This window comes from Kitasatospora sp. NPDC059571, assembly GCF_042735675.1.
In the GTDB taxonomy this organism is placed as follows: Bacteria; Actinomycetota; Actinomycetes; order Streptomycetales; family Streptomycetaceae; genus Kitasatospora.
Genome location: NZ_JBHWBW010000191.1, coordinates 1 through 13,450 on the forward strand (window position 1 = coordinate 1; position 13,450 = coordinate 13,450).

The window sequence follows — 13,450 nt, forward strand, 5'->3', positions numbered from 1 at the left end:
GTGCGCCGCACTGCGCCGTGCACCGACTCGACGCCGCACCGGGCGCGATCGGGTGGCCGCCCCCCCGCGGGCCCCCGCCGGGGGGGCGGGCGGGTCGATATCTCCGCGGGAGCGCGCGGGGGCGGGGGTGGGTGGGGGCGGGGGTGCCCCGCGTCCGTGCGGTCACCCGTCCCGGTGACACCGCGCCACCCGTACGGTGCGCCGGTCCGTACGGGTGTTCCGGCCGTCGAACGGACGAGCCGTCAGGCGCGGGCGACCTCGTCGGCGAGGCGGTCCAGCACCGCGCCGTGGATCCGGTTCAGGCCCTTGGGGGCGAAGGTGCGCTCGAAGAAGCCGCCGATGCCGCCGGCGCCCTGCCAGCCGGCCTCGACCACGACCCGGGCCGCGCCGGGGCCGGCCGCGGACACCTTCCAGGTGATCACCATGCTGGAGTTGGCGTCGGTCTCCACCAGCGTCAGCGAGCCCGGCTCGGTGACGGTGAACAGGCAGTCGCGCACCCGCTTCTCGGTCGCCTGCAGCTTCCAGTGCACCTGGGTGCCCGCACCGGTGCCGCCGGCCCGCACCTCGTACTCGCTGTACTGCGCGGGCAGCAGCCGCGGCCGGACGGTGGTGTAGTCGGCGAGCGCCTCGTACACCCGCTCCGGGGAGGCCTGGTAGACCCGCTCGGTGATGGCCTGGACCTTGCCCATGGGGGCTCTCCTTCACTGGACTTCGCCGGCCTGGCGCCGGACCGCAGAACGGGCCAAGCCAACCACACCCCGCCCGGTGCCCCGCGGCAGCGGGTCGCCCCCGGCCCCGCCGGGTTAGGGTGGCGGATGTGCTCGACCAGGTGACCGCCCTCCGCTACCTCGACCCGCTGCGCGCCGGCGGGTCGGTCCCCGGCGTCGTCGAGACCGACGACCTGGGCACCTACGTGGTGAAGTTCACCGGCGCCGCACAGGGGCCGAAAGCCCTGGTGGCCGAGGTGGTGGTCGGCGAGCTGGCCCGCCGGCTCGGGCTGCGGGTGCCGCCGCTGGTGGTGGTGGACTTCGACCCCGCGGTGGCCGCGCACGAGCCCGACCAGGAGATCCAGGACATCCTGCGGGGCAGCGCCGGCCCGAACCTCGGCATGGACCTGCTGCCCGGCGCCCGGGACTTCCGCCCCGGCATGGTGGACGTCGACCCGCTGGAGGCCGGCCGGGTGGTCTGGCTGGACGCCTTCACCGGCAACGTCGACCGCACCGTCCACAACCCCAACCTGATGGTCTGGCACGGCCGGCTCTGGCTGATCGACAACGGGGCCGGACTGATCTTCCACCACCGCTGGTCGGCGGCGTCCGCCGCGCTGTACAAGCCGTACCCGATGAGCGCGCACGCGCTGGGCGGCCTCGGGCCGGACGTCGCGGGCGCGGACGCCGAACTCGCGCCGCGGGTGACCGAGGAGCTGCTGCGCGAGGTGGTCGGCCTCGTCCCGGACGCCTGGCTCTGCGACGAGCCCGGCTTCGACTCGGCGGCCGCGCTGCGCGAGGCGTACGTGAGCCACCTGGCCGCCCGGGCGGGGCGCTCCGCCGCCTGGCTGCCCGCCGAGTTCGCGACCCCGCAGGAGCTGCGGGAGGCGGAGGAGCGGAAGGCCGCGCGGACGCTGGCCGGGCGTCCGGCCTGGCTCAAGCAGGTGCCGAACCGGCACGGCCTGGCGCAGACCGAGTCCGACTGGAGCCGGCACATCGGCTGACCCGTCCGGGCCGGCGGGTCAGTACGTCGCGGGCACCGCGCCGACGCCCGCCATCAGCAGCAGCCACTGCGCCAGCGTGCCGCAGAACAGGCAGAACGCCGCCAGCGCGGCCCGCTCGGTCGGATCGAGCCGCCGGACGGCCGGCACCAGGCGCACCAGGGCGCCCGCGACGGCGAGGCCGGCCAGCGGGCCGCCGAGCACCAGCAGGTAGGCCCGCAGCCAGTCGCCGAACGACGCGCCGGGCGAGCTGCCCACCCCGAAGCCGACCCCGATCACCAGCAGCAGCAGTCCCGGTACCGCGACCACCAGACTGCCCAGCAGCACCAGGACCGCCGCGGACCTCCGGTTCTCGTCCAACTCCCCCGCCCTCCGGACGCGGCGGCCCCCGGCCGGCCCCCCGGTCCGGCGCCGCCGCCGCAACCGGTCCTGCCCCGCCCGGGTACGAATACTCGGGCGGGGCAGGAGAGTTCGTCCGACGTTCAGCTCACAGCCGCCACCACTGCGCGGCCTTCGCCGCGCTCACCACACCGGCACCGTAGAAGCCGTTGTCGTCCGCGTCGCCCGCGCACACCGCCTTCCAGGCGCCGTCACCGCTCGGGTCGAAGGACGCCGGGCAGGCGTGCTCGTCCGCCTGGTGGCGCAGCATCGCCCGCAGCGCGTCCGGCCCGGCCCACGGGTGGGTGGAGGCCAGCAGCGCCACCACGCCGGTGGCGTGCGGCGAGGCCATCGACGTGCCCTGCATGTAGGCGTACTTGTTGCCGCGCACGGTGGACAGCACCCGGCCGTTGGCGTCCGGGGTGGCGGGCAGCTGGTAGCGGGAGTCGCCGCCGGGCGCCGCCACCGTCGCCTTGCCGAGGCCGTAGCTGGAGTAGAACGACTTGTCGCCCTTGACGCCCACCGAGGTCACCACCACGACGCCCGGCAGCTCGGTCGGCAGCGACAGGCAGGAGCCGTCCACCGGGCGGGTGCCGGGGGTGGTGTCGTCCGGGCTGGAGGTGTCGGTGGTCTTGTGCGCGAGGTCGATGTTCTCGTTGCCGGCCGCGGCCACGTTCAGCACCCCGTTGCGCTGCGAGAACTCCACCGCGCGGCGCACCGCGGTGAGCACCGCGGCCTGGTCCGGGTCGTTCTTGCAGGCGAACAGCCACGGGTCGATGTAGTAGCTGTTGTTGGTGACCTGGAAGTGGTGCTCACCGGCCCACACGAACCCGCAGATGGCGTACTCGGGGTAGATGAAGCCCCCGTCGTCGACCACCTTGACCGCGGCGAGGCGGACGTTCGGTGCGATGCCCTCGATGCCCTTGCCGTTCTTGGCCGCCGCGATGGTGCCCGCGACGTGGGTGCCGTGGTCGCTGCTGGTGGGCTGCCAGGACTGCCAGGAGGTGTCCGCCTTACCTCCGTTGATGCAGGAGGCGGAGAGCGCCGGGTCGACGTTGGCGGCGAGGTCCTCGTGGGTGGCGTCGATGCCGGAGTCGAGCACGCCGACCACCACGTTGCGGCTGCCCAGGGTGGTGCGGTGGGCCTCGTCCACGCCGATCTGGCGCATGTCCCACTGGTTCGCCCAGAGCGGCTCCGAGCCGTCCGCGGGGGCCGCGGTGGGCACAGCGGCGGGTTCGGCGACCTGCTCGTCGGCGCTCTGCACGATGCCGGCGGTGCGGCTGGCGCCGACCGACTCGACCGTCCTGGACTGCCGCAGCCTGGCCGCGAACTGCGGGTCGGTGGACCGGGCCACGACCACGCCGATCCGATCGTAGGAGACCACCACGCTGCCGCCGAGCGCCGTGATCTCCCTTTCCGCCTTCTTGACCTGGCCGTGGTCGGCCCGGGTGTTCACCACGTAGCTGAGCAGCGGTCCGGGTGCGTCCGCCGGTCCCGCCGCCGCCGCGGTGCCGGCCGGCAGGGCCAGCGCGGCGGCGGTGGCGAGGGCGAGCACGCCCGCCGCCGACCTGGCACGACGTATCCGAGGAACACTCATAGGGGTTGACCCTCCCGAGTCTCGCGGTGCCCCCGGCCTGGTGGGCCGGGAACGTGAGTGGGTCGGACGCTATTGAAGCGGTGTGGTGGTACGCAAGAGGACGGACACGCCTCGGACACATCGGGCGGGGCGGTGCCCGGTCCGCTGTCAGCCGGACCGGGCACCCGTTCTGACGGCAACTCAGGAGTTGAAGAGCTCTCCGTAGGTCGCCAGGGCGGTGGCGATGTCCGCCTGCGCCCAGAACCGGTGGTACGTGAAGGTCGGGGCCGCACCGCCGTTCAGGTAGGTCTGCACCTTGGCGAAGGCCGGGTCGTTCTTGTACCAGGAGCGGATGGACAGGAAGGTGGACGCCGAGTTGATCGCGTCACCGTCGGGCATGGTGCCCGTCCAGCCCGAGGGCACCGAGACGGAGTCGTTGAACCGGCTGTAGTCCGTGCGGGTCTCCGGCACCGAGATGCCCAGCGCGTCCTGGTTGTTGGCCCACATGCCGTCCAGCAGCTTCTGCGCGGCCGTCTTCGCCGCGGCGTTGCCGGACTTCGCCGCGTAGTACGACAGCAGCTTGGCGAACGAGCCCGCCACGCCGACGTCGCTGGTCTGGTCGACCACGCTCACGTGCAGGCCGGCGTTGGCCCCCGGCGAGCCCGCGTTCCAGGTGTCCGGCTTGCCGCTCCAGGAGAGCGTGGACGGGATCTTGAAGCTGCCGTCCGCGGCGAAGGTGGTGTTGGCGAGCGCCCAGCTCACCCACTTGTCCAGCACCGCCTTGGCCTTGGTGTCACCGCTCGCGTAGTAGTACTCCGCCAGCCGCTCCACGCCCCAGGCCTGGAAGCCGAACCACTGGTTGCTCGGCGGGTCGTGGTAGACCGGCGCCTCGTCGTAGTACATGCCGTAGAAGGTCGGGGTGCCGGCCGGCGGGGTGCCGTAGGCGCCGTCCCAGCTGTTGGTGGCACCGCCCGCGATGGCGCCCTCGTTCGACTGGAGCCACTGCACGAACTCCACCTGGCGGCCCAGGCTGGTCGTCCAGTCGGTCTTGCCGGTCGCCGACCTCGGCGTCATGTCCGGGTTGTTGACCAGGGCGAACGCGGCCATCGGGTTCTGGTAGCCGCCGTGCGCCGCGCTGTCGCCGATGCGCCAGGCCCAGCCGGCGCTGGTGTCCGTCGCCCCGCCCCAGGCGTAGTACCAGGAGAGCAGGTAGTGCTCGCTGTCCTTGCCGGTGCCGGCCGGGCAGACCGTCGGGCCGACGCAGTTGCCGACCTTCTTGAAGTACTTGTCGAAGAACGAGTACCGCAGGTAGTCGCCCATCTTGCCGGCCTTGGCGACGGTGGTCGCGACCTGGGAGCCGTTGCCCTGGGCCTTGGCCCAGGTGTCCGCCCAGTACGCGGCCTGGATGGCGCGGGCGTCGGCGTCCGGGGCGTCGGTGTACTTCCACTGCTTGGCGTAGGACGTGTCCTTGACGAACAGGTCCAGGTAGCCGTTCTTGCCGCCGTAGGCGAACTTGTCGCAGGTCGGCTGCGGGATGGTCTCCCAGACCGACTCCTGCGCACCGCGCTGGTAGGTGTTGATGTACGACGGGCCGGTGTCGGTCGGGCCCGCCTCGCACTTGCCGGGCGCGTTGCCGTAGCCGTACACGTTGTCCACGTCCTGCAGCCAGTGCATGCCGTAGATGTCGTCGGTGCCGTACGCGCTCTTGAGCTCCGAGGCGATCGGGTCCGAGCCCGGGGTGACCGAGGTGTCCAGCTGCGACGGGTAGTCGCTGGGCAGCGGGTGCTCGGGCGCGTAGGTGGCCGGCTTGCTCGCGTTGTAGAACGAATTGGTGGGCTGGTCGGCGTGCGTGGGGATCATGTACGTCTCCATGAGCGTCCACGCCGCGTTGAACTTCGACCAGTCCTTGGTCACCCGCCCGTACTGGGCCTCCAGCCACAGCAGGTAGCTGTAGGCCTCCGAGGTGGTCTCGTGGCCCTGGTCGGGCGCCTCCACCAGCAGGGTCTCCACCGAGTGGTAGGGGATGCCCTCCGGTGAGAAGTAGCCGTTCGCCGGTGCCTTGATCTTGTTGTAGAGCTGGAGGAACCGGTCGTCGTACACCCCGGTGCCCGCGGCCAGTTCGGTCACCGTGACGACCGAGCTGGTGTAGCCGGTGGCGGTCGAGGTGAAGCTCGCCGAGCCGGTGGAGGAGGCGTCCGCCGTCAGCGTGACGGTCTGCGCGGTCGACCAGTTCGACGGGGTGAAGGTGAGCGTGGCACCGGAGCTGATCGCCAGGCCGGTGTTGCCCGAGGTGCGGGCGGTGGTGACGGTGACGTTCGCGCTGGGCTGCGAGGAGAGCTTCAGCGCGAAGGTCCCGGTCTTGCCCTGGGTCACCGACAGGGTGGTCGGCACCGCCGAGATCGACGGTCCGGCCGCGACCGTGAGGCCGGCCGGGGTCGACTCGCTGCTCGCGCCGAGGCTGTCGTACGCCTTGGCGTACACCGAGTGGCTGCCGGACGAGGCGCCCGTCCAGCTGAAGGTGTACGGCGCGGCGGTGGCGGTGCCGATCAGCGTGGTGTTGTCGTAGAACTCGACCTTGCTGATCGTCGCGCCGTCCGCGGCACTGGCGCTGGCGGCCAGCGGGATCGCCGCGCCGGCGGGGTAGTTGGCGCCGGCCGTGGGGCTGGTGAGCGCCACCGTGGGGGCCGCGTGGGCGCCCGTGCAGCTGGCGCCGTTGACGGCGAAGGCGGTCGGCGCGGTGTTGGTGCCGCTGTAGGAGAAGTTGGCGCCCGCGGTGGTGTTGCCGCCGGCCGCGATGGTGGTGGCCCAGGCCGGGTTGGTCACGGTGATGTTCTTGCCGGACTGCGACCAGGTGCCGTTCCAGCCGGTGCCGGAGAGCGTCTGGTTGCCGGTGTAGGCGTAGGTCAGCGTCCAGCCGTTGAGTGCGGCGGTGCCGACGTTGGTGATCTTCACGTTGGCGGTGAAGCCACTGCCCCAGTCATTGGTCGAGTAGTCGACGGAGCACTGGACGGCGGCGGCCACGGCGGGGTTGGCGACCATCGTGCTGATGCCGGCCGCGAGCACGGCGAGCGAGACGCCGAGCGTCGAGAGCCGGGTGGTTCGGGACGTGGTGGGGGGTGACATCTGCACGGGCTCCTGTGGGTGGGGAGATCGACGCGAGGCGGCGATGAACGGCTCTCGCGGGGTGGGGGAGAACGGGGCGAGGCGGCGATACACGGCGCTCGCTTGGTCCTGGATCTATGGGAGCGCTCCCAAGGATGAGGACGGGCCGCAGGCATGTCAAGAGATTGCGCAGCAGGGTGGCTTGGCAACTCCCGTACTGCTGGCTATCTTTCAGGGCGGGCCTGTGGGAGCGCGCCCACGCAGCACTCCTCTCTAGGAGCGGAAATGTCCCTCCGCACCACCGCCCTGGCACTGGGTTCCGCGCTCGTCGCGACCGCCGCCGCCGGGCTCGCCACGGTCGGCCCCGGCACCGCCGCGGCCGCCACCACCGCCTGTACGGTCGACTACTCGACCAATGACTGGGGCAGTGGCTTCACCGCCAACGTGAAGATCACCAACGTCGGCACCGCCGCACTCAACGGCTGGACGCTGACCTACGCCTACACCGGCAACCAGACGCTCTCCGGCACCGGCTGGAACGGCACCTGGTCGCAGTCCGGCAAGAACATCACCGTGACCAACCCGGCCTGGGCCACCACCATCGCGGCCGGCGGCAACACCACCGCGGGCGCCAACTTCTCCTACAGCGGCACCAACACCGCCCCGACCGCCTTCGCCGTCAACGGCGCGCCCTGCAACGGCGCGAGCCCGACGCCGAGTCCGTCGCCCTCGCCCAGCGCCTCCGCCTCACCGAGCCCGTCGGCCTCCCCCAGCACCTCGGCGTCCCCGAGCGCCTCCGGCTCGCCCAGCCCCTCGGCCTCGCAGTCCACCGGGACGGGGGCCGCACCCGCGCTCCACGTGTCGGGCAACTCCCTGGTGGACGCGAACGGTTCACCGGTCACCCTGCACGGCGTGAACCGCTCCGGCACCGAGTTCATGTGCGTCCAGGGCTACGGCTTCTTCGACGGCCCGGTGGACGCCGCGGCCATTGCGGCGATCAAGAGCTGGCACGCCAACGCCGTCCGGGTGCCGCTGAACGAGGACTGCTGGGTCGGCACCGGCAACGTGAAGCCGGCGTACTCCGGTGCCAACTACCGTGCCGCGATCAAGGGCTGGGTCGACGCGCTGCGCGGCGCCGGCCTCACTCCGATCGTCGAGATGCACTGGAGCCGGGGCCAGTACACCGGCAACTCCTCCGGCTGCTCGGACACCAACGCCACCTGCCAGAAGCCGATGCCGGGCGCCAACGCGGTGCCGTTCTGGCAGTCCGTCGCGGACACCTTCAAGGACACGAACCAGGTCGTCTTCGACCTGTTCAACGAGCCGTACGCGGACCGCTCCGAGTCCTCCCTCACCCAGGGCTGGCTCTGCTGGCGGGACGGCGGCAGCGCCTGCCCCGGCATCCCCTACCAGGTGAGCGGCATGCAGACGCTGGTGGACACCGTCCGGGCGACCGGTGCCCGCAACGTCATCCTGATCGGCGGCCTGGCCTACTCCAACGACCTCGGCCAGTGGCTGACCTACAAGCCCACCGACCCCACCGGCAATCTCGGTGCGGCCTGGCACGTGTACAACTTCAACACCTGCTCCACCGCCGCGTGCTTCAACTCCACGATCGCCCCGGTGGCGGCGAAGGTGCCGGTGGTGGCCGGTGAGATCGGCGAGAACACCTGCAGCCACGGCTTCATCGACCAGGTGATGTCCTGGCTGGACGCCCAGCACCTCGGCTACCTCGGCTGGACCTGGAACACCTGGGACTGCAGCTCCGGCCCGTCGCTGATCAGCAACTACGACGGCACGCCGACCTCGTTCGGCATCGGCCTGCGCGACCACTACCGCGCGCTCGGCTGACCTGCGCGCCCGCCGGCCGTACGGGTCAGATCCCGTACAGCCGGCGGGCGTTGCCGCCGGACACCAGCTCCTCGATCCGCCGGGCGTCGGCCGTGCCGCACGCCCCGTCCGCCTGCCAGCCGGCCAGCAGCACGGCCAGCGCGTGCCGGAACTGCGCCGCGCCCACCAGGAAGAGTTCGGGCAGGCCGTAGGCGTCGCTGGAGAACACCACCTTCCCGAACGGGGCGAGTTCGAGCACCTCGCCGAGCACCGCGGCGGCCCGGGGCCCGGTGTAGGACAGGGTCAGGCCGACGTCCGCGTACACGTGCGGGAAGGCGTGCGCGAGCCAGGCCGCCTGCCGGTGGTACGGGTACCCGTGCAGCAGCACCAGCGGCACCCCGGACGGCTCGACGGCGCGGACGAAGTCGACCAGCAGTGCCGGATCGGCCTGGGCGAGCCGCAGGTCCGGGTCGCCGAAGCCGGTGTGCAGCTGGATCGGCAGCCCCAACTCAACGGCGCTCCACAGCAGATGGCGAAGCAGCACGGGGTCGGTCAGCCGCCTGCCGGTGCGCCCGGCGGCGGCCCGCACCACCTCGGCCCGGGTCGGCGGACCGGCCGGGACGGCCAGCCCGGCCCGGTAGGCCAGGACCGATTTGACCGCGACCGCGCCGGCGCAGGCGGCCGCCAGGGCCTCGGCGACGGCCTCGGGCCAGGCCGCCGGGTCCGCCTCGACGCCCTCGGCGACGTGCTCCAGGCGGACGACGGTGTGCACCTCGGCACCTGCGGCCGCGGCCAGTTCGGCGATCGGCAGCAGCGGGCGGCCGCCGGCCTCGGTGAGCCCGGTGTCGACCAGCAGCCGGTCCGCCCCGGCGGCGGTGAGCAGGCGCCGGGTCGCCTCCGCGGCGCCGGCGGCCCGGCGCGCCGCCAGGTACGCGGCGGGCTCCGCCAGTGCGGGCAGCCCGAACACCGGCGGGCACCAGCGGCGGACGGCCAGGCCGATCGCGCTGTCGAACGGGGAGGTGCCCGGGGCGGGCGGCCGGTCGGACTCGGTGATCAGCCGGGTGAAGCCGGCCTCGTCCAGGTCGGCCTGCACGACGCTGTGGCAGTGCTGGTCGACCAGCACCGTCAGTACCGCCACCGGGTGGCCTCGACCACCGCCTCCTCGTCGCGCCCGGCGAACTTCTCCGCCTCGGCGCGCCGGACGGCCAGGATCGCGGCGTACAGCTCGGGGCCGAGCGCCGCCCGCAGCACGGTGGAGGCCTGGTACGCGGAGACGGCGGCGGCGAGGCCGTGCGGCAGGCGTTCGGTGCCGGGCGCGGCGGCCGGGTCACCGGGGACCTCGGGCGGCAGCCGCAGGCCGCCGTCGAGGCCGGCCAGGCCGGCCGCGAGCACCCCGCCGATCACAAGGTACGGGTTGGCCGCCCCGTCGAAGCACTTGATCTCGGCGTTGGCCTGCTCGGACGCCGAGCCGGTGATCAGCCGCAGCGCGGCCTCCCGGTTCTCCAGGCCCCAGCACTGGTAGGGGCCGGACCAGCGGCCGGGGACCAGCCGCAAGTGGCTGGCGGGGCTCGGTGCGCCGAGCACCAGCAGGCCGGGCAGCTCGGCGAGGACGCCGGCCAGGAAGGCCTCGGCCTGCGGGGTCAGCCCGTAGCGTCCCTGGCCGCCGCCGGCCAGGTTGCGGCCCTCCCGCCAGAGGCTGAGGTGGAGGTGGCCGCCGTTGCCGACGGCGCCGGCGGTGACCATCGGCGCGAAGGAGGCCCGCAGCCCGTGCCGGACCGAGACCGCCCGGACGGTCTGGCGGACGAGCACGGTGGCGTCGGCGGCCTCGACCGGCCCGGCCGGGGCGACCGACACCTCGAACTGGCCGGGCGCGTACTCGGGGTGGATCTGCAGGACGGCGAGGCGCTGCTCGGCGAGGGCCCGGAGCACGTCGCGCAGGTAGTCGGAGTGCGCGATCAGCCGGTCCATCCCGTACGCGGCGCCGTCGGGCGGACTGTCGACCACCCACTCGACCTCGATGCCGGCGCGCATCCGCAGGCCGCGGGCGGCGAGCGCGTCGGCGGCCCGGCGGGTGAAGGTGCGCTGGCAGCCGGGGTGCGGGTCGCCGTCCTGGGTGACCCGGTCGACCGGCGCCCAGGCCCAGCCGGGCTGGGCGGCGAGCGGCACCAGCGCGGAGAGGTCGGGGACCAGCCGCAGGTCGCCGACGGGCCCGGTGCCGGGTGCCATCGCGTCGTCGGACAGGAAGGTGTCGAAGCAGGGGGCGGCGCCGACGCCGTGGCGGGCCGCGTGCGGCAGCTGGGCGACCGGCACCGCCTTGACCCGGGTGATGCCGGCGTTGTCCACCCAGCCGAGCGCGACGGCGTCGATGCCGCGGCCGGCCAGCTCGGCGGCGGCCTGCTCCGCCTGCTCGGCCTGCTCCGCCCGGCCGGTCGTGCTCCCCGCGCTGCCCATGGCCGCCATGCTGCCGCCAGGGCCGTCCGGCCGTCCAGTACGCACCGCACCGGGCGCCCGCCCGGGTGATTAGTCATCCGATCGAAGAATGTGACGCAGGTCACATCGGCGAACGAAATTTCCGGGGAGGCACTCCCCGTTTACCCCTGTGTCCGCACAAGCGGGGACGATGTCCCCGGTACCGAAGGGAGTCCGATGACCACCGTCAGCAGCAAGCCGGCCGGGCCTCGGCTCCGCGCGGACGCCAGCCGCAACCGGGCACGCATCATCACCGCCGCCCGCGAGGCCCTGGTCGAGCACGGCGCCGAGGCACCGCTCGACGAGATCGCCCGCCGGGCCGGGGTCGGCAACGCCACCCTCTACCGTAACTTCGCCGACCGCCGAGAGCTGCTCCACCACGTCACCCTGTCGGTGCTGACCCGGGTCCTGGAGCACGCCGAGGCCGGACTGCGCGAGCCGGACGCCTTCGAGGGCCTGCGCCGCTTCACCCATGCCGCCGCCGACGAGCGGATCGGCGCACTCTGCCCGATGGTGTCCGACCACATCGACCACGACGACCCCGAGCTGGAGGCCGCCCGGCTGCAACTCAAGGCCGCGACCACCGAGCTCATCGACCGCGCGCACGCGAGCGGTCAGCTCCGCGCCGACATCGGAGTCGGCGACTACTTCCTGGGAGTGACGCAACTGACCCGCCCGCTCCCGGGCACCGGATGCCTCGACCTCGACCAGTTCGTCCATCGCCACCTGCAGGTCTTCCTGGACGGCCTGCACGCCCCGGCGATCTCCGTACTTCCCGGCCGCCCCGCGTCCCTCGACGACCTCAAGCGCGCCGACTGACCGTCCCGACCGCACGCAACACACCGTAAGTGGGTAGCCCCATGTCCGAAACCGGCCTCCAGGCCGATCCGCGCCGCTGGAAGGCACTCGTCTTCATCGGCCTGGCCCAGCTGATGGTCGTCCTCGACGCGACCGTCGTGAACATCGCACTCCCCTCCGCCCAGCACGACCTGGGCATCTCCGACGGCAACCGCCAGTGGGTGATCACCGCCTACGCGCTGGCCTTCGGCGGGCTGCTGCTGTTCGGCGGCCGGATCGCCGACCTGTGGGGCCGCAAGCGGACCTTCACCATCGGCCTGAGCGGCTTCGCGCTGGCCTCCGCGCTCGGCGGCGCCGCCGTCAACACCCCGATGCTGCTGGGCGCCCGCGCGCTGCAGGGCGTGTTCGGCGCCCTGCTCGCCCCAGCGGCGCTGTCGCTGCTCGCGGTGATGTTCACCGAGGCCAAGGAGCGCGCCAAGGCGTTCGGCATCTACGGCGCCATCGCCGGCGGCGGCGGTGCGATCGGCCTCATCCTCGGCGGCCTGCTGACCGAGTACCTGAACTGGCGCTGGACCTTCTACGTCAACATCCCGTTCGCGATCGTGGCCATCCTGGGCGCCGTCCTGGTGATCCGCGAGCCGGTCGGCAGCCGCAACCGCAACCGCCTCGACATCCCGGGCGTCCTGCTGGTCACCGCCGGCCTGGTCTCCCTGGTGTACGCCTTCACCCGCGCCGAGTCCGACGGCTGGTCGGCGGGCATCACCGTCGGCCTGTTCATCGCCGCCGCCGTGCTGCTGGTCGCGTTCGCCGTGGTCGAGAGCCGGGTCGCCGCGCCGCTGCTGCCGCTGCGCGTGGTCACCGAGCGCAACCGCGGCGGTGTCTACCTGTCGCTGGGCCTGGCCGTGATCGGCATGTTCGGCCTGTTCCTCTTCCTCACCTACTACCTGCAGGTCGTTCTCGGGTACTCCCCGGTCAAGAGCGGTCTGGCGTTCCTGCCGATGGTGGCGGGCATGATCACCGGCTCGACCCAGATCGGCGCCCGGCTGATGACCCGGGTGGCGCCGCGCTTCCTGATGGTGCCCGGCTTCCTGACCGCCTCGCTCGGCATGCTGATCCTCACCCAGATCGACGTGCACAGCTCCTACCCGGCGCTGATCCTGCCCGGCCTGGTCCTGATGGGTCTCGGCATGGGTACCGCGTTCATGCCGGCGATGAGCATGGCGACGCACGGCGTGGAGCCGCGCGACGCCGGTGTCGCCTCGGCGATGGTCAACACCTCGCAGCAGGTCGGCGGCGCCATCGGCACCGCCCTGCTCAACACCATCGCGGCCAGCGCCACCACCGCGTACTTCACCTCCCACGCCCGCGGCGGCGCGCCGATCGACCTGCTGAAGCTGCAGGCCATGGTGCACGGCTTCTCGACCGCGATCTGGTGGTCGTTCGGCATCCTGGTGGTCGCCGCGGCGGCCGCCGGCATCCTGATCAACACCGGCCGGCCGAAGCTCCACGCGGCCGCCGAGGGTGCGGCCGCCGAGGACGCCGTGCCGGTGATGGCCCACTGACAGCCCCACCTCGCAACGCGGCAGCGG

Annotated in this window: 10 protein-coding genes; 4 read left to right on the forward strand and 6 right to left on the reverse strand. The window is 72.8% G+C overall.

Annotated elements, in window-relative coordinates; genetic code table 11:
* Positions 1-242: 242 nt before the first annotated feature.
* Positions 243-689 carry an SRPBCC family protein gene (locus tag ACFV0G_RS21245; RefSeq protein WP_380549922.1) on the reverse strand — a complete coding sequence of 149 codons (447 nt, stop codon included), beginning with the start codon at positions 687-689 and terminating at the stop codon, positions 243-245.
* Positions 690-817: 128 nt separating this feature from the next.
* On the opposite strand from ACFV0G_RS21245, the gene ACFV0G_RS21250 reads away from it, so the two are divergent.
* Positions 818-1,711, forward strand: a complete 894-nt coding sequence (locus ACFV0G_RS21250; protein WP_380549925.1) for a HipA family kinase — start codon at positions 818-820, stop codon at positions 1,709-1,711.
* An 18-nt stretch (positions 1,712-1,729) separates the two neighbouring features.
* Here ACFV0G_RS21250 and ACFV0G_RS21255 read toward each other — a convergent pair whose 3' ends face one another.
* The 3 genes from ACFV0G_RS21255 to ACFV0G_RS21265 form a co-directional block, all read right to left on the reverse strand.
* On the reverse strand, positions 1,730-2,068 hold the full coding sequence (locus ACFV0G_RS21255) for a hypothetical protein (RefSeq protein ID WP_380549928.1): 339 nt from the start codon (positions 2,066-2,068) through the stop codon (positions 1,730-1,732).
* A 127-nt stretch (positions 2,069-2,195) separates the two neighbouring features.
* Positions 2,196-3,683, reverse strand: a complete 1,488-nt coding sequence (locus ACFV0G_RS21260) for a S8 family serine peptidase (RefSeq protein WP_380549931.1) — start codon at positions 3,681-3,683, stop codon at positions 2,196-2,198.
* A gap of 180 nt (positions 3,684-3,863) precedes the next feature.
* The gene (locus tag ACFV0G_RS21265; protein WP_380549934.1) at positions 3,864-6,785 is read right to left on the reverse strand and encodes a glycoside hydrolase family 48 protein; all 2,922 of its coding nucleotides are present in this window, start codon (positions 6,783-6,785) and stop codon (positions 3,864-3,866) included.
* A 264-nt stretch (positions 6,786-7,049) separates the two neighbouring features.
* Between ACFV0G_RS21265 and ACFV0G_RS21270 the strand changes: the two genes are divergently transcribed.
* On the forward strand, positions 7,050-8,615 hold the full coding sequence (locus ACFV0G_RS21270) for a cellulase family glycosylhydrolase (protein ID WP_380549937.1): 1,566 nt from the start codon (positions 7,050-7,052) through the stop codon (positions 8,613-8,615).
* A 25-nt stretch (positions 8,616-8,640) separates the two neighbouring features.
* Here ACFV0G_RS21270 and ACFV0G_RS21275 read toward each other — a convergent pair whose 3' ends face one another.
* Together ACFV0G_RS21275 and ACFV0G_RS21280 are read right to left on the reverse strand one after the other, a co-directional pair.
* Positions 8,641-9,732 carry an amidohydrolase family protein gene (locus tag ACFV0G_RS21275; RefSeq protein ID WP_380549940.1) on the reverse strand — a complete coding sequence of 364 codons (1,092 nt, stop codon included), beginning with the start codon at positions 9,730-9,732 and terminating at the stop codon, positions 8,641-8,643.
* On the reverse strand, positions 9,720-11,054 hold the full coding sequence (locus ACFV0G_RS21280) for a glutamine synthetase (RefSeq protein ID WP_380549943.1): 1,335 nt from the start codon (positions 11,052-11,054) through the stop codon (positions 9,720-9,722). Before ACFV0G_RS21280 ends, ACFV0G_RS21275 begins: the two co-directional genes overlap by 13 nt.
* Positions 11,055-11,240: 186 nt before the next feature.
* On the opposite strand from ACFV0G_RS21280, the gene ACFV0G_RS21285 reads away from it, so the two are divergent.
* Positions 11,241-11,882: a TetR/AcrR family transcriptional regulator gene (locus tag ACFV0G_RS21285; protein ID WP_380549946.1), complete on the forward strand. Its 642-nt coding sequence runs from the start codon at positions 11,241-11,243 to the stop codon at positions 11,880-11,882.
* A gap of 41 nt (positions 11,883-11,923) precedes the next feature.
* Positions 11,924-13,423 carry an MFS transporter gene (locus tag ACFV0G_RS21290; protein WP_380549949.1) on the forward strand — a complete coding sequence of 500 codons (1,500 nt, stop codon included), beginning with the start codon at positions 11,924-11,926 and terminating at the stop codon, positions 13,421-13,423.
* Positions 13,424-13,450 lie beyond the last annotated feature (27 nt).